The 22,535-nt window shown below is 43.7% G+C and carries 15 protein-coding genes and 1 pseudogene; 8 read left to right on the top strand and 8 right to left on the bottom strand.

From position 1 onward, the window contains the following. Positions 1 to 517: 517 nt before the first annotated feature. The 3 genes from MHN02_RS13890 to MHN02_RS13880 are packed head-to-tail and all read right to left on the bottom strand — an operon-like array spanning position 518 to position 4,399. Positions 518 to 2,218, bottom strand: coding sequence for a dihydrolipoyllysine-residue acetyltransferase (locus MHN02_RS13890; protein WP_239246723.1), 1,701 nt, complete (start codon positions 2,216 to 2,218; stop codon positions 518 to 520). A gap of 16 nt (positions 2,219 to 2,234) precedes the next feature. Continuing rightward, positions 2,235 to 3,212 carry an alpha-ketoacid dehydrogenase subunit beta gene (locus MHN02_RS13885; protein ID WP_014949532.1) on the bottom strand — a complete coding sequence of 326 codons (978 nt, stop codon included), beginning with the start codon at positions 3,210 to 3,212 and terminating at the stop codon, positions 2,235 to 2,237. Further along, positions 3,212 to 4,399, bottom strand: a complete 1,188-nt coding sequence (locus MHN02_RS13880) for a thiamine pyrophosphate-dependent dehydrogenase E1 component subunit alpha (RefSeq protein ID WP_069944353.1) — start codon at positions 4,397 to 4,399, stop codon at positions 3,212 to 3,214. The genes MHN02_RS13885 and MHN02_RS13880 overlap by 1 nt, the downstream gene beginning before the upstream one ends. 501 nt (positions 4,400 to 4,900) lie before the next feature. Between MHN02_RS13880 and MHN02_RS21695 the strand changes: the two genes are divergently transcribed. Beyond that, positions 4,901 to 8,869 carry a S8 family serine peptidase gene (locus MHN02_RS21695; protein WP_275444310.1) on the top strand — a complete coding sequence of 1,323 codons (3,969 nt, stop codon included), beginning with the start codon at positions 4,901 to 4,903 and terminating at the stop codon, positions 8,867 to 8,869. 42 nt (positions 8,870 to 8,911) lie between these two features. On the opposite strand, the gene rmuC is transcribed toward MHN02_RS21695, so the two are convergent. After that, positions 8,912 to 10,201, bottom strand: a complete 1,290-nt coding sequence (gene rmuC, locus MHN02_RS13860) for a DNA recombination protein RmuC (RefSeq protein ID WP_239246722.1) — start codon at positions 10,199 to 10,201, stop codon at positions 8,912 to 8,914. A gap of 233 nt (positions 10,202 to 10,434) precedes the next feature. Beyond that, a complete protein-coding gene (locus MHN02_RS13855; RefSeq protein WP_014949528.1) occupies positions 10,435 to 11,964 on the bottom strand; it encodes a fumarate hydratase in 1,530 nt (509 codons plus the stop codon). A gap of 268 nt (positions 11,965 to 12,232) precedes the next feature. Here MHN02_RS13855 and pabB point away from each other — a divergent pair, with 268 nt between their 5' ends. The 3 genes from pabB (at position 12,233) to MHN02_RS13840 (ending at position 15,834) form a co-directional block, all read left to right on the top strand. Beyond that, the gene (pabB, locus tag MHN02_RS13850) at positions 12,233 to 13,672 is read left to right on the top strand and encodes an aminodeoxychorismate synthase component I (protein WP_239246721.1); all 1,440 of its coding nucleotides are present in this window, start codon (positions 12,233 to 12,235) and stop codon (positions 13,670 to 13,672) included. A 62-nt stretch (positions 13,673 to 13,734) separates the two neighbouring features. Then, entirely contained in the window at positions 13,735 to 14,307 is a 573-nt protein-coding gene (locus MHN02_RS13845) for a CoA pyrophosphatase (protein WP_239246720.1), read from the top strand. Positions 14,308 to 14,460: 153 nt separating this feature from the next. Then, positions 14,461 to 15,834 (top strand): L-serine ammonia-lyase, encoded by a 1,374-nt coding sequence (locus MHN02_RS13840; protein ID WP_239246719.1) that lies wholly within the window; start codon positions 14,461 to 14,463, stop codon positions 15,832 to 15,834. Between the two features lie 62 nt (positions 15,835 to 15,896). On the opposite strand, the pseudogene MHN02_RS13835 reads toward MHN02_RS13840, so the two are convergent. Continuing rightward, positions 15,897 to 17,058 (bottom strand): annotated as a pseudogene (locus MHN02_RS13835) (IS3 family transposase). A gap of 115 nt (positions 17,059 to 17,173) precedes the next feature. Then, positions 17,174 to 18,148 (bottom strand): HTH-type transcriptional regulator CysB, encoded by a 975-nt coding sequence (gene cysB, locus MHN02_RS13830; RefSeq protein ID WP_014949524.1) that lies wholly within the window; start codon positions 18,146 to 18,148, stop codon positions 17,174 to 17,176. A 208-nt stretch (positions 18,149 to 18,356) separates the two neighbouring features. On the opposite strand from cysB, the gene MHN02_RS13825 reads away from it, so the two are divergent. Beyond that, positions 18,357 to 19,061, top strand: a complete 705-nt coding sequence (locus tag MHN02_RS13825) for a HAMP domain-containing sensor histidine kinase (RefSeq protein ID WP_014976578.1) — start codon at positions 18,357 to 18,359, stop codon at positions 19,059 to 19,061. 95 nt (positions 19,062 to 19,156) lie between these two features. Then, on the top strand, positions 19,157 to 19,915 hold the full coding sequence (locus MHN02_RS13820) for a hypothetical protein (protein WP_014949522.1): 759 nt from the start codon (positions 19,157 to 19,159) through the stop codon (positions 19,913 to 19,915). A gap of 37 nt (positions 19,916 to 19,952) precedes the next feature. Here the strand turns inward: MHN02_RS13820 and MHN02_RS13815 are convergent, their stop codons facing one another. Beyond that, on the bottom strand, positions 19,953 to 20,837 hold the full coding sequence (locus tag MHN02_RS13815) for a LysR family transcriptional regulator (RefSeq protein ID WP_014949521.1): 885 nt from the start codon (positions 20,835 to 20,837) through the stop codon (positions 19,953 to 19,955). A 122-nt stretch (positions 20,838 to 20,959) separates the two neighbouring features. Between MHN02_RS13815 and MHN02_RS13810 the strand changes: the two genes are divergently transcribed. Beyond that, complete coding sequence (locus tag MHN02_RS13810; RefSeq protein ID WP_239246717.1) at positions 20,960 to 21,667, top strand: CoA transferase subunit A; 708 nt, start codon at positions 20,960 to 20,962, stop codon at positions 21,665 to 21,667. Further along, a complete protein-coding gene (locus MHN02_RS13805) occupies positions 21,667 to 22,320 on the top strand; it encodes a CoA transferase subunit B (protein ID WP_014976576.1) in 654 nt (217 codons plus the stop codon). Before MHN02_RS13810 ends, MHN02_RS13805 begins: the two co-directional genes overlap by 1 nt. The last annotated feature ends 215 nt before the right edge of the window (positions 22,321 to 22,535 follow it).

Raw genomic sequence — 22,535 nt, 5'->3', positions numbered from 1 at the left:
AAACACAATGCTGATGGTCAGCTCGGTTTTACCCTCCACACCATTACTGGCTTTCACAGGCCGAACTTTACTCACTACTACGGCTTCATCTGCCACCTCGCACCAACATCTACCTTGAGTTTCCTCTCGAATAAATGCTTCTGGCTTACCACCAGACACGGTGTCAGGCTTCCCCAGTTACTGCACCGGCTCCCTGTTAGAAATTCCACCCTCAAGCACAAAACAGGACTGACCGAGTATCGGGCTTCGCGCTATTTTGCACGCTTACCCTCCTGCCTTGCCGAATCAGGTTCACTTTCGTTGTGTACCTCTAACTTCCTATGGCTTCCTTCAGACCCTGCCGTTAGCCAACAACGCCCTTGCCATTCGGATTATCTTCCCCTCAGTCAGGGTGATTCAGGTTTCTTACAACCTGACGGGTTTGCCAGCTTCGCTGGGCAAACAAAAAAGGGCCAATAGTTTTACTATTGGCCCTTTAAAAATATTGCTACTGCAGATCAAATTGGTTTGAATGATATCACTTAAGGTGCATCAACATTTTTTCCGGCTGAGTTAGGTAACTCATCCATAGATTATTGAATCGCACCATAGTCGCACCATCAATAATACGGTGGTCGCCAGACCAATTAACCGCCATGATATTTTGCGCGCTAACATTCCCTTCATTATCAAAACGCGGAAGTTTCTGCGTTTTACCAAGAGCAACAATAGCAGCTTCTGGTTTATTAATTACTGGCGTTGCGGTAATACCGCCTATTGCACCGATATTAGAGATACTAATCGTACCGCCTTTTAGGTGCTCGCCAGCCACGCGGCCCGCCCTGGCTTGTTCGATAATATCCTGCATTTGAACAGCAATATCTAACAGAGATAGGTCTTGAACACGCTTAATATTGGGTACAAGCAAACCAATTTTAGAGTCTACTGCAAAACCAATATTGTGATCTGCGAAGTAGCTGATCTCAGTGGCGTCTTCGTTAAGCTGACTGTTAACTACAGGGAACTCATTAAGTGCCAATGACATTGCTTTAACGAAAAACGGCATAAAGCTGAGTTTTACGTTCTTCGCTTCAAATTCAGGTTTAAGCAGGTTGCGTAGCGCCATCAGGTTGTCCATTACCAACTCGTCACTGACTGTGAAGTGCGGGATAGTATAGACAGAAGCCGACATTTGCTTCGCCATCGCTGCCTGAATACCGCGTACTTTTTCGGTTCTAACGCTGCCTTTAACCACTGTGCTTGTGCTATTCAAATCACCTTTTTCTGCGTTAGATGAGCTTGGCGCAGAAGATGTCGAATTTTGAGACGACGTGTCAACATTCGAATGTTGTAGATTCAACACGTCAGACTTAAGGACCCGTCCCTTTTTACCCGAGCCTTCCACAGTAGAAAGGTCGATATTCTTTTCTCTTGCAACACGTCTTACCGCGGGGCTAGCCAACACTTTACCTTCTATAGCGATAGGTGGCTCGTATTCGCCGTCGCTGAATTTTGAAGGAGCAATTTGCGCTGATTGCTGACTTGAACCGTTTGTTTGCGTGTTCACTGAACTTTGAGATGCAACGCTTGAAGCGCTGTTGTTTGCCGATGGTGATTCGTCATCAGTACCGCTAGTAGTTGTGACTTCACCGGCAACTTCTAACGCAAACAATGCACTATGCACTTTCGCTATATCGCCTTGCGCGTAATAAAGACGATGCACGGTACCTGCGTTTTTAGCGGGGATCTCTACCACTGCCTTGTCGGTCATCACTTCTACAACGGCTTGATCTTCTTCAATTTCATCGCCTTCAGCCACGTTCCATTTCACAATTTCGCACTCGACAATACCTTCACCAATATCTGGCAAAATAAAGTCTTCGATGTGCTTGCCGTTTGAAGCGCCTGAAGAAGCACTATCATTCGCTGTCGCTGTTTCAGACGCATTGTCTTTTACTTCCGCTTGCGCGTCTTCATGTGTATCTGAGTTAGCGTCGGCATCATCTGGCGTCATAGAGAATAATGGTGCGTGCACTTTAGCAATATCGCCTACCGCGTAATGCAGTTTATTAACCACACCCGCATGCATTGCAGGAATTTGCACGGTAGCCTTGTCGGTCATTACTTCCGCGACAGGTTGATCTTCTTCTATATGCTCACCTTCAGAAACTAACCATTCCAGAAGTTCACATTCAACTATACCTTCACCAATGTCCGGTAAGATAAATTCAATTGTCATTTCATCGTCCCCCGGCTTAGTAGTGAAGCGTACGTTTTATGGCTTCGTACGTCTTCGTTTCATCTGGCATATATTCTTTTTCGTGCGCCAAAGGATACGGCGTGTCTAAACCACACACTCTTGCAATAGGCGCTTCAAGGTATAAGAAACAACGTTCCTGAATGCTCGCTGCGATTTCACTCGCAAAGCCACCTGTTAGCGGTGCTTCGTGGTTTATCAATAAGCGACCTGTTTTCATTACAGATTGCATAACCGTTTCAACGTCCCACGGTAATATGCTGCGTAAATCGATAATTTCACACGACACACCATCTTCAAGAGCCATTTCTGCAGCTTTTTGCAGAATTTCTATTTGCGCGCCCCACCCTAATAAGGTGATATCGCTACCTTCTTGAACAATATCTGCCTTACCTAATGGCAGTTCGTAATCTTCTTCAGGCACTTCCGATACAGAAGCACGGTAAAGACGTTTAGGCTCCATAAACAATACGGGGTTTTTATCGCGAATTGATGCAAGCAACAAACCTTTCGCCTGATATGGGTCACGAGGGATAACAATCTTTAACCCTGGGCAGTGAGCGAAGAATGCCTCTGGTGATTGACTGTGGTAGTGGCCGCCTGCGATACCGCCACCATAAGGTGTACGAATTGTTAGCGTACCAACATCGAACTGACCGCCTGAACGGTAGCGCCATTTAGCCGTCTCATTCACAATTTGATCGAATGCAGGGAAAATGTAATCACCAAATTGAATTTCAGCAATAGGTACAGAGCCTTGTGAGGCCAAGCCGTTCGCGAAGCCAATAATGCCTTGTTCAGTAAGCGGCGTGTTAAAGCAACGCGCCTTACCAAATTTTTCTTGAAGGTGACTGGTTGCACGGAACACGCCACCAAAATGGCCTACGTCTTCACCAAAGACCATTACTTTTTCATCTTCGGTCATGGCTGTGATGAGTGCATTATTAATTGCTTGAAGTAGATTCATCTTAGCCATTATTTTACTCTCCCTGCTGTTTTAGGGTACATCTTCGGGTACTTCTTAATATGCGCTTTCAATTCACTGAGTTGTTCTTTTAAGTGCCAAGGTGCTGTGTCGTATACATCTTCGACAATGTCTTCAATGGCACATACGTCAGTCTTTTCACAACTCTTCATTGCTGCTAAAACGTCTTGTCTTGCTTTATCGACGCGCTTTTGGTTCTCCGCTTCGTCAAACCAGCCCTTGCTGTCTAACCATTTCGCCATACGAGCGATAGGATCTTTTGCACGCCACTTATCTTCTTCTTCACGAGAGCGATAGCCTGTTGGGTCGTCTGACGTGGAGTGCGCCGCTAAACGATAAGTCATGGCTTCAATAAGTACAGGACACTTTTCTTCAATGGCAATACGACGGGCTTCTTTTGTAGCTGCGTAGATGGCTAACACATCGTTACCATCAACACGGATAGTTTTAATACCGTAACCTAAGCCACGAGAAGCAATGCCGTCACCCGCGAATTGCTCTTCTGCTGGTGTTGAAATGGCGTAGCCATTATTACGGCAAAAGAAGATAACTGGGCAGTTTAAAACAGCGGCCATATTTAACCCTGCGTGGAAGTCTCCTTCAGACGCTGCACCTTCACCGAAGTAACAGATAGTAACCACATCTTTACCCGACATTTTTTGACCATAGGCGTAACCAGATGCTTGGGGGATCTGTGTGCCTAGTGGTGAAGATATCGTCATGAAGTTAAGTGGCTTGTCACCATAATGGATAGGCATTTGACGTCCTTTGTTAGGATCGTCTTTATTGCTAAACATTTGGTTCATGAATTGTTCTGTGGTGTACCCGCGATATGCTAAAGCGCCTTGCTCACGGTACTGAGACATGATCATGTCGTCGTCTGAGAGTGCTGCTGCACTTGCAACTGACGCCGCTTCTTCACCCGTGCTTGCCAAGTAAAAACTAATACGACCTTGGCGCTGTGCACCCACCATACGTTCATCCAATACTCGAATGTAATGCATGGTATTAAATATTTTTAATGCTTCTTCTTTGCTGAGGTCAGGTTCAACTGCTTTTTCAATGAGTTCACCTTCGGCAGAAAGGATTTGCAGCATTGGGATATCAACAACCCCTTTAGTAATAATTTCGACCTTATTTGTTGTTTTTACTTCGGCCAAATGATTTCTGTCTTTCACGTTTGTTCCCCTTAAATATGAGGGTTAATAGCGACTTATAGTGATAACAATATGCTAGTTGAGAAAATGCAGGAGCGTCCTACTTATTCATTGGCATTTTTTCAAATGGGTGAAATAGACATACTCAATTAGTCTAAATGAAAAGGATGTTCGTCCTAAAAACGTAAACCCCATGTAAAAAATATGAAAACCGAGTAGGACAATCATTTCTCATTCACATCCAGTAATAGAGTTTCTAACGTTTCAAACGCTTATATATCCAATAATCTATTGCTTAGAACTTCAATGAAAAAAGGAAGTTATCTATGCAACGACTAATCGTCGTTAAATGTAACAAAATGTGTAAATTGTGTATTGCAGAAACACACGTTACAAAAAGAAAAAAAGTGTGCTAGTAATAGATAGTCACAGCGATAAGTTGCGTTTTAAAAAAGGCGAATGACCTTTTAAGCAAACAAAAAAATCGTTGGGCTCCAGGGAACTATTCACACGAGAATAATTATGAAAAAAACAATCCTTAGTACGGTTATTGCTACCGCATTAGCAGGCTCAGCCTTTGGTGCACTAGCAATATCAAATCAATTATCTGGCCACAGCGTTGAACAACGTAACGCCATCGAAGCATCCTTCGACAAAAAGAATATTCTTGCAAATGCAATCCAAGCGGATAGTGATAGCGTACGTGTTATCGTACAACTTACTGACGTGCCTATGGCGCAATTCAGCGCAGTAAATCCAAGTGTAAGCAGCATGGCTGCCCACAAAGGTCAAAAGGTAAATTTCAAGTCAAATGCAGCGAAGGAATATCAATCTTTCCTTGAAGCTCAACAGCAATCGGTTATCCAGTCTATCAAGTCATTCGATAAGTCATTCAAAGCTGACATGTCTTACACAGCAGCATTTAATGGTTTTGCGGGTATCGTTTCAAAAAGTGCACTTGATAAGCTTTCCAGCCTTTCAACGGTAAAAGCGGTATACCCAGACTTAGTACACCATGCCCAAATGGACGCTAGTTTGGATCTGATCGGTGCAGTTCAAACGTGGGAACAGTTCGGCGGCAAGGAAAGCGCCGGTGCAGGCGTGAAAGTTGCGATCATCGATAGTGGTATTCGTCCAGAAAACCCTTTATTCAGTGGTGAAAACTTTACAGCACCTGATGCTGCGACACTTCCTACTGACGACTACTGTTCAGAAGTTCCTGATTTTTGTAACAATAAACTGATTGTTGCTCGCGCAGCAGACATCGTAGAAGGCTTCTCTGTTGTTGAAGAAGAATACGAGAGCCCGCTAGGATTCAATGGACACGGTACGCACGTAGCAGGTACAGCAGTAGGTAATTACGGGGTAATGGCAGAGCGCGATGGCGCAGAAGCTGAAATCTCTGGTGTTGCGCCAGCTGCTTATCTAATGGTTTACAAAGGTTTGTATGCCACACCAGCTAACCCTGCTTCTTCTAGCGGTGCTTCTTCAATGCTGCTTTCTATGCTTGAAGCTGCGCTTACAGATGGTGCTGACATTGTTAATAACTCGTGGGGTGGCGGTGCAGGTGGAAACCCTAACGGCTCTGTATATGAAGACGTACTTGAAGCCATGCACGATGCGGGCGTTGTTACCGTTTTTGCAGCGGGTAACGATGGTCCGGGTGCTGGCACTATTGGCTGTCCTGGTTGTTCAGAAGACGTAATAACGGTCGCAAATACAACAACGGGTCGTTTGTTCGCAAACGAGGTGACCGTCGAAGGCGACACCACTTTAGGTTCTATTCCGGCCCTTTACTCAGTCGGCAACCCTGCCATTGTATTTGATAGCCCAATTACTGCACCTGTTGTTTATGCAGGCGAAGTAGATGCGGCAAACGTAGAAGGTTGTGATGCATTTGCTGCGGGCGCGTTCGATGGTGCAATTGCGCTTATCAGCCGTGGTACGTGTGGTTTCGTGACTAAAATTGAAAACGCAGAGGCTGCGGGAGCAACAGCTGTTCTTATTCATAACGTTGATGGACGCGGTGAAGCGCCAATATTAATGGGCGGCTTAAGTGAAGCTCAAACAATTCCATCACTTATGCTTCCTGCTACACCAGGTTTAGCGCTTGCTAACCTAGCTGAAACTACTGAAGAGTCGCTAAATGTAACTATCGGTAGCGATATTGTTCGCGTTGTTTCAGACAGCCTTGCTGACATAATGAATGAAAGCAGCTCTCGCGGTCCTAACGGCGACCCGACGTTCCTTAAGCCTAATATTGCTGCTCCTGGTACTCGCATCTTCTCTGGCGAATCACCGGATGCACCAGGACACGAAGACCAGAACTTCTCGTTCAAGAACGGTACTTCAATGGCATCGCCACACGTAGCTGGTGCAGCTGCACTTCTTAAGCAAATGCATCCTGATTGGACTGCACAGCAAATAAAGAGTGCGCTTGTTACTTCTTCAATTCGCGATATTTTGAAAGAAGATGCGTCTACCGCAGCAGACAACTTTGACATGGGTGCAGGTCGTTTAGATCTTCCTCGTGCTACAACGGTAGAGCTAACTTATAGCGATTTAAGCTTAGTAGACGGTAACTGCTACCTGAACTGCGAAATGTCTATCACTGTAACAAACACCAGCGATGAAGAAGTTACAGTCGATGCTACAGCAATGTTTAATGACTCAGCTATTTCAGCAACCGTTACACCTCAAATGGCAACCCTTGCAGCAGGTGCTTCTGCTGAAATTATGGTAGCAGTAGATGTAACAACAGCGTCTACAGGGTCATGGTCTTTCGGTGGTATTAATTGGGCAGACACTGACGACACAACAACCGATTATTTCATCCCAGTAGCTATCTATCCTATTAGCAGTGATGAACCATCATTGTTTGACAGCGATGTAAGCACGCAAATAGCAGCTGAAGGTGAATTGGTGGTAACCGAAGCGTTTGCTACTAACACTGATGTAACTGGTATGATCAGCATCACGGGTGAAATTGACCACAAATATGCGATTAACCCTTCTACAATTTCTGCTGTTAAAAACGGAAACCAAGAGCCAGTAAGCTATGACGCTGAATCAGGTACCGTATATTGGGAAGGCGCACTTAACACCGCTTCTTTCTCGATGAACGCAGATACTACTATTGGTGACATACTTGAAGGTTTTGGTCTTGACCGTTACGTACCAATGGCATCTATTGGTGTTGCGCCGCTAGAGTGCTCTGGTTCGTGTGATGACGCTTCAATTGAAGTAAGCCTACCTCGCACTATCACTTACTTAGGTAGCGAATACACAACCATGCAGATTTCATCTAATGGTTTTGTATCGTTAGGTACAAGCTCTGGCAACATTACTACACCGTTTGCAGAAGTATTGCCAAGCCTAAGTGAGCCAAACAATATTGTCGCACCTTATTGGACTGATTTTGACCTTGCGGGTGGCGGTGCAGGCGCTGGTAATATCTACGCAGTAAGCCTTACAACAGGTCACTTTGTTGTTGAGTGGGAAAACGCTCAAATTTGGAATGAAGATGGCACAAGCTTTAACTTCCAGTTGTGGTTTGAGTACGAAACGGGCAACGTAAACTTTGTATATGGCCCAATGGACTCACCTGTTTACGCAACGGTAGTTGGTGCTGAAAACATTTCAGGTAGCGTTGGTACAACGTACGCTGCACTAACATCTGCGGGCCTTCAAGGTACCCTTCCAGTTGAAGGTGACGAATTTGTACTAACTGCTAATGCGGGTGACGAAGTTACTATCAGCTACGCAGGTACTGTTGTTCCATCTAGTGAGTATATGGACGACATGTTGTCAGTTAACGAAGATGCGTCGGTAACGGCTAACATTCTTGCTAACGAAATGGACAGCACAATCATCAATAAATTCACCATGGACTCTCTGTCTGGTGAGTTCCGTACGTTTACGCCTATCACTATTGATAAAGCGCCTCTTGATCCATCAACAGTTGTAATTTCTGGTGAGCCAGCAAATGGCACAGTAACTGTAAATGATGATGGAACAGTAACGTATGCACCAAATACTGACTTCTTCGGTGAAGATTCATTTACATACACCGTTCGTGTTGAAGGTACAATTGATGAAAACGAAGAGCCAGTTGAAGGTGAAATTGTTGGTGAAGGCACAGTAACTGTAGCGGTTGCAGGTGTGCAAGATGCTCCAGTTATTTCAATATCTGCTCCAACTAGCGTTGATGAAGGTCAGTCTTACACTGTAACTGCTTCTGCAACTGACGCAGACGGAGACGACGTGACTATCACCATTAACGGTGTAGAGCGCACTTCGTTCACTGATACAGCGCCTAGTAACGAACAGTCTAACCGTGTAACGGTTCAAGTAACGGCTTCAGATGGTATTGAAACTACTACAGAAAGCGTGACTATTCGCGTTAACGATAAGTCTGGTGGTTCAATGGGCTGGATTGCATTGCTTCTTGCTCCAGCAGTTTACCTACGTAGACGCATGAAACGTTCATAACGTTTTTTGATAAGAGAAAAAAGGCCGCAATTGCGGCCTTTTTTAATCGTCTTGAGAAAGTTGCTGTAAGTGCTGAGACATTCGCTTACTGGGTTGTACGCCAAGTTCTCTAAACTTTTCTATTTGCCTTACCAAGTTCCCTCTTCCACTGGTTAACTTATTCATTGCTTGTTCGTAGTTTGCGTGAGCGGTATCCATCGACTTACCTACTTTTTCCATATCCGTCACAAACCCAACGAACTTGTCATAAAGCTTTGCTGCTTGTTCCGCAATAAGCTGTGCGTTTTGATTTTGGTACTCATACTGCCAAATGTTATTAATAGTACGCAGTGCAACCAGTAAATTAGTTGGGCTAACCAACATGATATTGTGATTAAGTGCCATTGTGACTAAATCTGGTTCTTCTTCGACAGCAATCAGAAATGCAGGCTCAATGGGAATGAAAAGTAACACATAATCCAGTGTCTTTATGCCTTTCAGCGTTTGGTAGTCTTTCGCGCCTAAGCCTTTGATGTGCCCTTTTATAGAAGCCACATGTTGACTTAAAAATTGCGCTTTCTCAACTTCATCATCACAGTTGTAATACCTTTCATAGGCCGCCAAACTTACTTTTGAATCTATGATCACATCTTTATCATTTGGCAAATGCACCACGACATCTGGTTGAAATCGCTTGCCGTGCTCTGATGTTGCTGACATTTGTGTTTCAAATTCATGACCCTCGCGTAAACCAGATTCTTTGAGTATCCGCTCAAGCACTACTTCGCCCCAGTTTCCTTGCTTTTTATTGTCACCTTTTAGTGCATTGGTCAGCGCTGCAGCTTCTTCCGTAATTTTCTGGTTGAGAGCCTTTAAACTTAGAATCTCTGTTTTAAGTGAGGCTCGCTCCTGCCCCTCACGTATGTGTTGTTCTGAGATTTGACGTTTAAAACCATCTAACTCGTTTTTGAATGGCGCCAAAACAGCTTCTATATTGTGTTTTGTTTGTTGCGTGTAACGCTGTTGCTTTTCTTCAAATATCCGATTTGCTAGATTTTCGAATTGCGTATGCAGACGTTGTTCAGATGCATTCATAGACGCAAGCTTATCTTCATGCGCAGCATGAAGCGCCTGTATTCTTGCTTGGTGCGCTTCGTTTTGTGCTTGAAGCTTGGCAATAGCAATACGCTCGCTATTCAAATCATTTTGTAGCTGCTCATTGATTTGCGAAAGCTGCGCTATCTGGGTGGCATTCGCCTGGCCTCGAATAAATGAATAAAGTGAAAAAGCACACACACTTACGAAGGCTATTAGAAAGGAAATGGGTTCGCTAGAAATAAGGTTAATTAACATAGTGCACGATCATACTGTTATTTTGTACAGCACTATAAACAAAATCAGATAAATATACCAACTGGTATAAATTTAAAATGAAATTGGGGCAAAACGTCTAGCACGTAAACCTTTGAAAAAATGAAACTACACAAATGAAAACGGGTGCTATTGCACCCGTTTTTTATACTGTGATGAAAAACCTAATTAGCTTTCTTAAGCAGAACGGCTCATCTTAAGTTTTGCCTTTCTATCTATTTAGATAGCGAGGCATCAAGCTCTTCAATTTTTGCTTTCCAAATGGCCGGACCATTTTTGTGAGCATTGGCACCCGTGCTGTCTACTGCAACGGTTACTGGCATGTCTTCTACGTCGAACTCGTAAATTGCTTCCATACCTAAGTCCTCGAATGCTACGACACGAGATTTCTTAATGGCTTTAGATACAAGGTACGCTGCACCTCCAACTGCCATTAGATAAACCGCTTTGTGTTTAGCAATTGAATCAACGGTTGCTGGACCACGCTCTGCTTTTCCAATCATGCCAATAAGGCCTGTTTTCTCTAGCATCATGTCAGTGAACTTATCCATACGGGTAGCCGTTGTCGGGCCAGCCGGACCAACCACTTCGTCACCTACAGCGTCAACAGGACCAACGTAATAGATAAAGCGGTTAGTTAGGTCAACGCCCTCTGGTAAACCTTCACCATTTTCCATCATGGTTTGAATGCGCTTGTGAGCAGCATCACGACCGGTAAGCATCTTACCTGACAGCAGTACCGTTTCGCCTACTTTCCACTCTTGGATATCTTCTTTTGTTACTTCATCAAGGTTAACGCGGCGAGTGTTTTCGCTTACTTCCCAAGTTACTTCTGGCCAATCTTCTAATTTAGGTGGCGTAAGCTCCGCTGGACCCGAACCATCTAGATAAAAATGTGCGTGACGAGTCGCCGCACAGTTTGGGATCATTGCTACAGGTTTTGACGCAGCGTGAGTAGGTAGCGACTTAATCTTAACGTCAACAACAGTCGTTAAACCACCTAGGCCTTGTGCACCGATACCCAACTTATTTACGCGGTCAAAAATTTCTAAGCGAAGTTTTTCGTCGGTAGTTTGCGGGCCGCGCTCTATAAGCTCTTGGATGTCTACTGGGTCCATAAGGCTTTCTTTTGCAAGTACCGCTGCTTTTTCAGCCGTACCGCCAATACCTATTCCCAGCATACCTGGAGGGCACCAGCCTGCCCCCATCGTCGGCAAAGTTTTTACTACCCAGTCAGCAATATCATCGCTTGGGTTAAGCATTACCATTTTAGACTTGTTTTCAGAACCGCCGCCTTTAGCCGCGATCATCACTTCGATCTTTTCACCCGCTACCATGTCGATATGCACAACAGATGGCGTGTTGTCTTTAGTGTTTTTGCGCGCACCGGCAGGGTCAGCAACGATAGAGGCGCGAAGTGGATTGTCTGGATTAAGGTATGCACGACGTGTACCTTCATCAACCATTTCTTGAACGGTCATGTCAGTTTTATCCCACGTCACACCCATACCAACTTTAACAAAACAGGTTACGATCCCCGTGTCTTGACACAAAGGGCGCTTACCCTCTGCAGACATGCGTGAGTTGATAAGAATTTGCGCCATCGCGTCTTTCGCGGCTTGGCTCTTTTCCTTTTTATAGGCTTCTTCTACGGCTTTAACGTAATCGAGCGGGTGATAATAAGAAATAAATTGCAGGGCATCTTCAATGCTGTCAATGAAGTCTTGTTGACGGATAACGGTCATGACATCCTCTTTTTATTTGGCTTTCGTGGTCTTAGCTAGCTAAAAAAGCGTATACTAGCGCATCTAAAGACAACGCACCATGTAAAACCATGTGCTTGTGGCTAATTCCAGTCATTTTTAAAAACTATGCTGAAGGGATATTTGAAAAAGCAGCCTAATGTGATCGGTTATTAGCCCTTATTTGTTAACGCCAGTTAAAAATAGAAGGAAGTTTGTGCTTAATTCAAGCACCAAACGCCCACGATAAAAAGAAGTACAGAAAACACCTATGTCACACGCAGATACTATTCACGTTCATGTTTCCCGTTTCACTGCAGAGGAATTAGCCGATAAATTAGCGCTAAATTGTGACGAGAACACAGCCGTTTTCAATGCACTTTTTAAGCGAGTCTCTACACACCCATATTCCCTTTTACTAGATACTTCTGGTTCGTCGAAAAGTGAAGGACGCTTCAATATTATGGCATTTTCACCTTCCGCAGTTATCGAAGCAAAAGGTGATAATGTTCAACTCATCGATCTAAACACTTCAAAGCGTCAGCAATTGACATTAGCTCCCTTTGAAGCGGTGCAAGCACACTTACATGCGCGCGTTTCAAATGTGAACATACATGCCAGTGTAAATACAGCGCACCTCCCTTTTATTATCGGTGTGGCTGGTATGGCAGGCTATGACACTGGGCGCTTTTACGAAACGATGCCAAGCATCGCCAAAGATGACTACGAAACCCCTGATTTCGCGGTTGGCCTTTATCTTCGTTCACTTATTGAAGATACAAAAACAGGTTACATCTATTATTGCTCCGTTGACAGTCAACCACTGACTCAGTTTTTTTCTTCGTTCAACGACGAAATACCTGAGCCAAAATTCAAGTTAACGTCGCGGTTCGAATCAAATTTGTCTAAAACGGAATATGAAGCTTGTTTGGATAAAATACACGCCTATTTGCGTGCCGGTGACTGCTACCAAGTAAATATGGCGCAACGTTTTAGCGCAGCGTTTGAAGGGAATATGTGGCAAGCATATTGTGAGCTACGCAATCAAAATCAAGCGCCATTTTCAGCTTTTTATAACCTTCCCCAAGGCTGTATTGCTTCCATTTCACCAGAACGCTTTCTACGCGTTAAAGATGGGGTTGTAGAAACAAAACCGATAAAGGGTACACGCCCGCGATTTGAAGACAAAGAAGAAGATGCCGCCAGTGCTCAGAGCTTGCTCTCAGCAGAAAAAGACCGTGCAGAAAATCTTATGATTGTAGATCTGCTGCGCAACGATATTTCAAAGCACTGCAAACCTCACTCGGTGAACGTACCTGCACTCTTTGCTCTTGAAAGTTATCAGGCTGTGCACCATTTAGTAAGTACGGTAACTGGTGAATTAAATGAATCTTCTTCGCCTTTATCGCTTCTGGCATCAGCATTTCCTGGGGGGTCAATAACTGGAGCACCGAAAATCCGCGCGATGGAAGTTATCGATGAGCTAGAGCCACACCGCCGGAATATCTACTGTGGCAGCGTGTTCTATATGGGTTTTCGTGAGGACATGGATTCAAGTATTTGTATTAGAACCGTATTGGCTGAGAACCGTCGATTACATTGCTGGGCCGGTGGTGGTATTGTGCTAGATTCTGTTTCTAACGAAGAATATCAAGAAACCCTAGATAAAGTGTCTAGAATACTGCCAGTACTTGAATCAATTAACCAATAGCACAGTATTTGTATGTAATGTGCTAGCACAAAGGTAAGCATATAGGTTGTAAGCAAATATCTATGACAAAGAACGAATTCCTATCACAGTTTCACCACTTAAGGCAGCCTCACACCGAGCCAGATTTTCCGTTGCGAAAAACAGGACGCCCTGCGGCTGTACTTATCCCCCTGATAGATTATGGGAATTCGCTTCAATTACTGCTAACCGAACGAGCGCACCACCTCAAGCATCACCCAGGTCAAATCAGCTTTCCAGGCGGAGCGGTCGACGAAGCTGACAATTCTTTTTTTGACGCGGCACTTAGAGAAGCTGAAGAAGAAGTTGGTTTACCCGCTACTCACGTAGACGTAGTAGGAATGTTGCCTAGATACCGAACAATCAGCGGATATGAAATTGCGCCAGTTGTTGGCTTTGTAAATCCTGACTTTACACCGATAATTGACAAAAATGAGGTAGAAAGCGCTTTTGAAGTGCCTCTCGCACATGTTTTAGACAGAAGAAATCATTTAGTTCACACGACGCATCGCGATAAAAAGGCATTTCCAATTTACTTTATCCCATGGAAAAACCACATGATATGGGGCGCAACGGCGGCAATGTTACGCAATTTATCTCATCATATTCATCCATAGCCTTTGTATTTGCTTAACCGCTCTTGCGTGTACTATAAATTAAACTTTACAGCGTATTAGCAAAACTAATCCCTTTATTAGCTTTTCTGTATTGTGGTTTTTCCGTGGTGGATGCATGATCTTACTATTACTTTGTTTTAATTTTGAAAGTTTATGATCAGTGTATTTGATATGTTCAGCGTGGGCATTGGCCCATCGAGTTCGCACACCGTAGGACCAATGAAAGCAGGCGCCGAGTTTGTCACCGAACTCGCTCAGGAAGCTACGCTTTTTGATTCAGTGGATAGCGTGAAAGTTGAACTGTTTGGGTCATTAGGCCAAACCGGTATCGGCCACGGAACAGGAAAAGCTGTTATCCTCGGTTTACTAGGAGAACTTCCAGACGTTGTCGATGTGGACAGCATCGAGACTAAACTTGAAGAAATACGCAACACGGAAAAGCTTTGCCTTAATGGCCAGAAATTAGTGCGCTTTCCTAACAAAAACGCCATTGTTTTTCACCGCCGTAAAACGCTCCCCAAACACGCTAATGCCTTAACGTTTTATGCGTACGCGAAAGATGAGCTTGTAAAACAGCAAACTTATTACAGTATTGGCGGTGGTTTTATCATAAAAGACGAAGACTTCGATGCGACCAAAGCGCATGCGGCCAGCCTGCAAGCATCAGTACCCTTCCCTTTTAAAACGGCCGGTGACCTTCTCGCTCTGTGTAAAACTAACGGCTTAAGCATTAGTTCACTGATGCTACGTAACGAATCAACTTTCAGGCCCAAGCACGAAGTGAAGCAACAGCTACACAACATTTGGTTAGTAATGAAAGCTTGTATTCAACGAGGTATCGAAAGCGAAGGTATTTTACCTGGCGGGCTTAAAGTAGTTCGCCGCGCACCTGGACTATACCGTCGACTTCAAACTGAACACACAAACGACCCTATGCAGACTATGGATTGGGTTAACTTGTTTGCTTTAGCTGTAAACGAAGAAAATGCTGCTGGCGGCCGTGTTGTAACAGCACCTACAAATGGTGCAGCGGGTATCATTCCGGCTGTTCTACAGTACGTAGATAAGTTTATTCGACCTGTTGATGAAGAAGTAGCAAGCCGATTCCTGCTTACCGCAGGCGCTATTGGTATTCTCTATAAAGAGAATGCGTCAATCTCAGGTGCTGAAGTAGGTTGCCAAGGAGAAGTAGGCGTCGCTTGTTCGATGGCTGCAGGCGCGCTAGCTGAAATTATGGGGGGCACAGCTGCCTCGGTAGAGAACGCTGCGGAAATCGGTATGGAGCACAACCTCGGCCTTACTTGTGATCCTGTTGGTGGTCTGGTTCAGGTTCCGTGCATTGAGCGAAATGCCATGGGTGCAATCAAAGCCATTAATGCTTCTCGTCTTGCACTGCGCGGAACGGGTGAGCAAAAAGTATCGCTAGATAAGGTTATTAAAACCATGCGCGATACCGGTAATGATATGAAGACTAAATATAAAGAAACGGCGAGAGGTGGACTCGCGGTAAATATTATCGAATGTTAGCGCCTCGTTCTAACTAGACAATATGTGTGACTAGTCCTGAAATAGGTTGACACTTATTTCGTTTAAAACGCCCGATGTATTTCATCGGGCGTTTTGTATTTAAGGGCCAGATGTGGCCGCCTACCATTATAGATTGCTACTGACTCTGCAACCATCTTTCTCGCTTCTTCTAAATCTCTTGGCTTATGGAGTAAGTATTCATTTTTAAGAATACCGTTTATCCGCTCTGCAAGGGCGTTTTGATAGCAGTCGTAGCCATCTGTCATTGAACACTGTACATCATGCTTTCTATGGAGTTTTTGATACTCTTCTGAGCAATACTGTATACCTCTGTCAGAATGATGTACGAGTTTTTCGCTTGTACTTTTTTGTTTAAGCGCTCGAGTAAATGCTTGCTTTACTGACTGCGTTCGCATGTTATCGTCAACCTGATAGCCCACAATCTTCCGCGAATAAGCATCTGTAATGAGGCTCACATAACTCTCTCCACTTCGCGTCGGTAAGTACGTGATATCCGCTACCCATAGCTGATTGGGTTTATCGGCTTTTAACCCCGCTTTAATGAGGTTAGGATGACAGCGGAACCGATGATGACTATTCGTTGTTTTGTGATAGGCACGCTTTGTCGGCACTAATAGACGCCTTTCTCTTAGTAAATTAAAGAGATGATCCCTACCAATATCTATTTTTACGAGCGCAAGAAGATACTGTAGTTTCCTAGTGCCGATGCGAGGTTGAATCATTCGCTCATGATGTACGAATTGAATGACTCTAGCCTCATGCGCTTCGCGCTTAAGTGAACGAGCACAATGTTGGTAATAGGCCTGACGAGAAATATTCAGATAACGACAAGCTTTGGCTACGGAAACCCCGTCTATCACTTTTTCCTGGATGACTTTCTTTTGCGCTTTTTTACAACGCTAACTCCATAATCAGTTTCAAGAACATTCACGACGGCTTCAAAGAAATCAGCTTTCATTTTCGTATCAGCAAGCTCTTTCTCCAGAGCCTTAATACGCTGTTCTGGAGTGAGCTCTACTTTGGACTTATCCACGCAGTTACCTCGTTTAAGAAGCTTAGGTGTACCATCCGCCCAATTTAGACGACCATGCTTACGAAGCCAAACTAAAACCGTTGAACACCCCTGAATTCCGTAGTGGTCTTGTGCTTGTTTATAAAAGCGAGGGAATAATCGCGTTGAGTTCTTTTGCTATTTGATTTCATTGCACTCTCCAAATTAAGTTTGAAAAGTGTCAACGCTATTTAGGATGGGTCAGTGAAATGCAAAAAAGGGGCAATTAGCCCCTTTTTTAATGAACGTTTTCAACAAGCGCTGCGTTTACTTTACTGGAAGCGTCACGCCTTTAAACATTTTTTCTACTTCTTCGTTATTTTTCAGCATCATAGCCTTCTCAACCTTGTCCTTGGTCAGATGAGGCGCAAAACGCTCAATGAAGTCGTACATATAACTTCTTAAGAACGACCCTTTTCTGAATCCAATTTTCGTCGTGCTGTAATCGAACAGGTGACTAGCATCTATCTTCACAAGATCATCATCTAATTCTTCGCTTACCGCCATCGACGCAATAACACCAATACCGACACCTAAGCGAACATAGGTTTTAATAACGTCGGCATCTGTTGCGGTAAACACGATTTTAGGTGTTAGCCCTGCCCTTTCAAACGCTTGATCTAATTCAGAGCGCCCGGTGAAACCGAAAACATAAGTAACCAACGGATATTTGGCAATGTCTGAAATATCGATAGTGCCCTTTTTCGACAAGGGATGGTCCTTGTTTACTATTACACTGCGATTCCAGTGATAACAAGGAAGCATGACTAAATCGTTGTACAAGTGGAGAGCCTCGGTAGCGATAGCAAAATCGGCTTCGCCCTTGGCAGCCAGGTCGCTAATTTGAGACGGCGTGCCCTGATGCATGTGTAATGACACTTTTGGATACTTGCTCATGAAACCCTGAATAACATCAGGTAATGCATAACGGGCTTGCGTATGCGTAGTCGCAATATTGAGTTTACCTTGATCTGGAAGCGTGTGCTCCCTTGCTACCGCTTTAATACTCTCTACTTTGGCTAGTATTTCACGAGCTATATTGATTACATCATTACCCGCGTCTGTTACGTGTGTTAAATGCTTACCGCTACGGCCAAAAATCTGAACACCTAGTTCATCTTCCAACATGCGAACTTGTTTGCTGATACCCGGCTGTGAGGTATATAAACTTTCTGCTGTTGCTGACACGTTCAAATTGTTATTGAGGACTTCTACGATATACCGTAGTTGCTGTAGCTTCATATTTTACACCGTTTAATGCGATAGACTGACACTGTACTCCCCCCGTTATAACCAAAACCACCTTTTTTTACTAGTTGCTATTACGAAATTGGCATTATAAAGTTGAAAATAATTGAATTTTTGCATTTTCGAGTGGGATTTATTCGCCTTTGTCCGATTTCTTCTACATTATGGGTAGGTGATTAAAAAGCACGGTGTTAGATAGATAATGAGTAGCAGTAAACAAGTTACATCCACAATTGATTTTTCATCGGTGTTGGCAGCTGCTGTGCACGATATGAAAAATTCACTTTTTCTCCTTATTCAATCTATTGAAACACTCAGCGACGCCCTTTCTCCTCACGACGAGAAAGCTAGAGAGCAGGTTGCGAGTGTTCATTATGAAGCATCCAGGCTCAACACCAATCTCGTTCAAGTACTCTCTTTGTACAGGGCTGAATTAGAAAGTTTACCCATTACCGTTGACGAAAGTTTCATCAAAGATTTGGTTGAGGATGTTGTTGGCTCTAATGCGTTATATGTATCGCAGAAAAATATTGATATAAGCATCGCTATCGAAGATGACCTTAGCTGGTACTTAGACAGTGAGTTAATTTATTTGTTATTAAACGATGTAATCATTAACGCAATGCGCTATGGAACATCCAAAATAATAGTAAGTGCCAAGGCAGACGAGAACGACTTCATGACCATTAAAATAGAGGATGATGGTCGTGGCTATCCCGAAGCGATGTTAACCAAAAGCCACGAAGAGCTCTGTGATTTTGAGTTAAGCCAAGGAAGAACGGGGTTGGGGTTATTTTTTGCGAAGTTAATTGCAAACGCACATTCTCAAGGAGATAAAGTGGGCTCAATTGCCCTTTCCAACGGCGGGAGTCTCGGTGGAAGTGTATTTGAAGTAAAAATACCGTAAGATTGACCGATAACATTAAGTAATACAAAAAGTAACGCTCGTACGTAGTAATACGTTAACGTTATAAAAAATAAAAAACAGACGGAAACACACGCATGTACGTGATTATTATTATATTAATTGTTGTTTTGCTAATCGCAGCTATCTTTATCAATGCAATGCAACAACATCGTCAAAAGCAAGAGGCTGAGCGCAGAACTGAACTTGCGAAACAGCGTACTATTGTCGACGAAACTGAGAACGTTATTGCCGCCTGTGTAAACATGCCTGTTTCTTCGCGCATTATGGGCATACTTCACAATCGTATTCTAAATGCCTTGAAAGCAATGAACGATTTATCGAGTACATCTGAACTAAAACAGCGTATCTCAAGCAGTGAGCAAGCAACCGCCGCTGCTCTTTCGGACAATAGCGGTATCACTAACGATTTCGCGTTACCCGACAATGACAAAATGATCATTCAATACATTCAGGCCGTTAAGAAACTGCGCATTATTCTTCGTTCAGAACATAGCAAAGGGCAAATTGATTCTAAAGTATTCATGGATGAAGATAAGCAGCTTGAACGCTTGCAGGTAAAAGTAAATGTAGAAACATTGATTAAGCGCGGCCGCGCTGCACTTCAAACCAATATGCTTGGGTCAGCCAGACAGTATTTTGAAAAGGCGAAAAACGCACTAGAAAATCAAAATCCCCAAGACGAATACTCAATGTCTAAACTTGCTACACTTAACGAGTGGTTACACGAAATCCAAAGCAACCTTAAGAGCGTGAACGAAAAAGATCGCGCCAAGAAGCAAGAAGAAGAAAGAGACGAATTAGACGAGTTGTTCGCACCTAAGAAGAAGTGGTAGGTCGAACCTTTTCTTAGAAACTATAAAGCGCATTATTTCACTCATAATGCGCTACGGCCATGTCCCACATAGATTGAGCCGGCAGCGATAACCCTTTTCGCGCATTTCGAATTATTCCAATATTTTTCACCAGAGGCATGTCACTAATTTCTTTTGTTACTAGCCCCAATCCCTCCATTTGCGCTTTACAAATCGCCGGCATAATAGATATACCTAAACCATTTAGAATAAGCTTTCCTAGTGTAGATAGCTGCCCCGTTTCCGCGATTATATTTAGCTCACCATATTGTGCTAGCTTAGATTGAGTCCAATGACGTACCGCAGATCCCCTATTCATCATTACCAATGGAAGTTTTAGACAGTCCTGCCAATGCAACTTGTCCCCTAAATGGGCTGATTGTGCTTTGTTGGTCACAACAACAAACTCATCAGCAAAAAGGCTTTTAAACACTAAACCATCTTTGCGCTCTGGCTCAAACGAGAACCCAATCTCGCTGCGGCCAGTAGTAACTTCATGAATTACCTGTTCCATTACTACATCGACAATTCGTAAGTTTACGTTTGGAATTCGTTGATGAAATACTGACAAGATATTCGGTAAATGAGACTCGGCAAATGACGGCATAGCGCAAATGGTAAGCTGCCCTTTCGCCATAGCAAACAAATTTTGAATATCAGAAAAAGTATTGTCCCAGTCGTGCAGTAGCCTCAAAGCATTTGGAAACAACACCTCTCCTTCTGGTGTTAGGCTTACATTGCGTGTATTGCGTTGGAATAACTTACCGCCTAACTGCTCTTCCATTTTTTTAATTGCCGATGACAAAGCTGGCTGTGTTAAATGTAGATTTACCGCGGCTTCAGCAAAGGTTGATGACTTGGCCACTTCTACAAACGCTTTTATTTGACGGTATGAAACATCCATAAACTTTTCAACTGACTTCAACAAATAATAAATAGTTTTTATTAATCGCAAGATTAATTCGATTTTACAAATGAAGCAACAATGTCGATACTTATTATTAACAAATGCATTGGAGATAGAGAATGGCGGGATTTAACAAAGTTGTATCCTCATACGAAGAAGCAATGGCTGGCCTTGAAAATGGTATGACAGTCATTGCGGGCGGTTTCGGATTGTGTGGTATACCCGAAGGACTGATAGGCCAAATTAAGAAAATGGGCGTAGCTGGACTTACTGTAGTTTCTAATAACTGCGGTGTAGATGGATTTGGCTTGGGTCTTTTACTAGAAGACAAACAAATAGCAAAAATGGTGTCTTCTTATGTAGGTGAAAATGCCCTGTTTGAAAAACAACTGCTTAACGGTGAGCTGGAAGTTGAGCTTACACCTCAAGGAACGCTGGCGGAAAAAATGCGCGCTGGTGGTGCTGGCATTCCTGCCTTCTACACTGCCACAGGTTATGGTACGCCTGTTGGTGAAGGAAAAGAAGTCAAAGAATTCAACGGTCGCCCTTATATTCTTGAACATGCTATTACTGGCGACTTTGCCATTGTAAAAGCATGGAAAGCAGATACTTACGGAAACTGTATTTATCGCCATACAGCACAAAACTTTAATCCTATGGCCGCTACTGCAGGTAAAATCACTGTGGTTGAAGCAGAGGAAATTGTAGAGCCTGGTGAATTGAACCCTAGCGAGATCCACACTCCCGGGATTTATGTAAACCGTGTCATTCAAGGTTCATTTGAAAAACGTATTGAACGCCGTGTAGTTAGCAAGGAGTCAGTGTAATGCTTAGTAGAGAACAAATCGCAATGCGCGTCGCTCAGGAATTTAAAGATGGCGATTACGTTAATTTAGGCATTGGTATCCCTACCCTTGCAGCTAACTATGTACCAGATGACATCAGCGTGATGCTGCAATCAGAAAACGGTCTTTTGGGGATGGGACGCTACCCGACTGAAAGTGAAATTGACGCTGATATGATAAACGCTGGTAAAGAAACGGTAACGGCTATCACAGGCGCATCTATTTTTAGTAGCGCTGAGAGCTTTGCCATGATCCGCGGCGGCCACGTTGATTTTACTGTACTTGGCGCATTTGAGGTTGATGTATCGGGCAATATTGCGTCTTGGATGATACCGGGCAAACTCGTTAAAGGCATGGGCGGTGCTATGGACTTAGTTGCTGGCGCGAAGAACATAATAGTTACCATGACCCATACCGACAAACACGGTAACCCAAAACTACTTAGCGAATGTACCTTACCGTTAACCGGTGTGAACTGTATTACGCGCATTATTACCGACTTAGCAGTGCTGAGTGTTGAAGACGGCGCATTTGTGCTTCAAGAACGCGCCCCGGGCGTCAGCGTTGACGAAATTAAAGAGAAAACGGGCGGAAAGCTTGTTGTTCCTGAAAATGTACCTGAAATGCAGTTTTAAACTCTGCGTTTAATTGTGCTTTTCATTTAATTGTGTTTCGCAATGTCGCGCTTATCATTCAGCATTTATGCTCTTGTGGTAAGCGCGCGCCATTGAGTTAACTCACATTTTTGCTTTAACTTTATATTCTTCGTTGAGTAACGATTGTTACAAGCACCTGCCTTCAGTCTGCAAACTCATAAGCCTTTCCAATAAACCTTTAAATGCACCGTGCA

Origin of the sequence: Alteromonas sp. CNT1-28, assembly GCF_022348345.1 — a bacterium.
GTDB lineage: Bacteria > Pseudomonadota > Gammaproteobacteria > Enterobacterales > Alteromonadaceae > Alteromonas > Alteromonas macleodii.
The sequence above is the reverse complement of the archived record's forward strand: the minus strand, read 5'-3'. Positions and strand labels throughout refer to the sequence as shown.

What these genes read in the sequence shown, in the direction of transcription:
- MHN02_RS21695 (WP_275444310.1), top strand. Translation starts at nt 4,901, where the DNA reads ATGAAAAAAACAATCCTTAGTACGGTTATTGCTACCGCATTAGCAGGC.
- MHN02_RS13825 (WP_014976578.1), top strand. Translation starts at nt 18,357, where the DNA reads ATGAGTAGCAGTAAACAAGTTACATCCACAATTGATTTTTCATCGGTG.
- MHN02_RS13805 (WP_014976576.1), top strand. Translation starts at nt 21,667, where the DNA reads ATGCTTAGTAGAGAACAAATCGCAATGCGCGTCGCTCAGGAATTTAAA.
- MHN02_RS13855 (WP_014949528.1), bottom strand. Translation starts at nt 11,964, where the DNA reads ATGACCGTTATCCGTCAACAAGACTTCATTGACAGCATTGAAGATGCC.
- MHN02_RS13810 (WP_239246717.1), top strand. Translation starts at nt 20,960, where the DNA reads ATGGCGGGATTTAACAAAGTTGTATCCTCATACGAAGAAGCAATGGCT.
- pabB (WP_239246721.1), top strand. Translation starts at nt 12,233, where the DNA reads ATGTCACACGCAGATACTATTCACGTTCATGTTTCCCGTTTCACTGCA.
- rmuC (WP_239246722.1), bottom strand. Translation starts at nt 10,201, where the DNA reads ATGTTAATTAACCTTATTTCTAGCGAACCCATTTCCTTTCTAATAGCC.
- MHN02_RS13820 (WP_014949522.1), top strand. Translation starts at nt 19,157, where the DNA reads ATGTACGTGATTATTATTATATTAATTGTTGTTTTGCTAATCGCAGCT.
- MHN02_RS13815 (WP_014949521.1), bottom strand. Translation starts at nt 20,837, where the DNA reads ATGGATGTTTCATACCGTCAAATAAAAGCGTTTGTAGAAGTGGCCAAG.
- MHN02_RS13885 (WP_014949532.1), bottom strand. Translation starts at nt 3,212, where the DNA reads ATGGCTAAGATGAATCTACTTCAAGCAATTAATAATGCACTCATCACA.
- MHN02_RS13840 (WP_239246719.1), top strand. Translation starts at nt 14,461, where the DNA reads ATGATCAGTGTATTTGATATGTTCAGCGTGGGCATTGGCCCATCGAGT.
- cysB (WP_014949524.1), bottom strand. Translation starts at nt 18,148, where the DNA reads ATGAAGCTACAGCAACTACGGTATATCGTAGAAGTCCTCAATAACAAT.
- MHN02_RS13845 (WP_239246720.1), top strand. Translation starts at nt 13,735, where the DNA reads ATGACAAAGAACGAATTCCTATCACAGTTTCACCACTTAAGGCAGCCT.
- MHN02_RS13890 (WP_239246723.1), bottom strand. Translation starts at nt 2,218, where the DNA reads ATGACAATTGAATTTATCTTACCGGACATTGGTGAAGGTATAGTTGAA.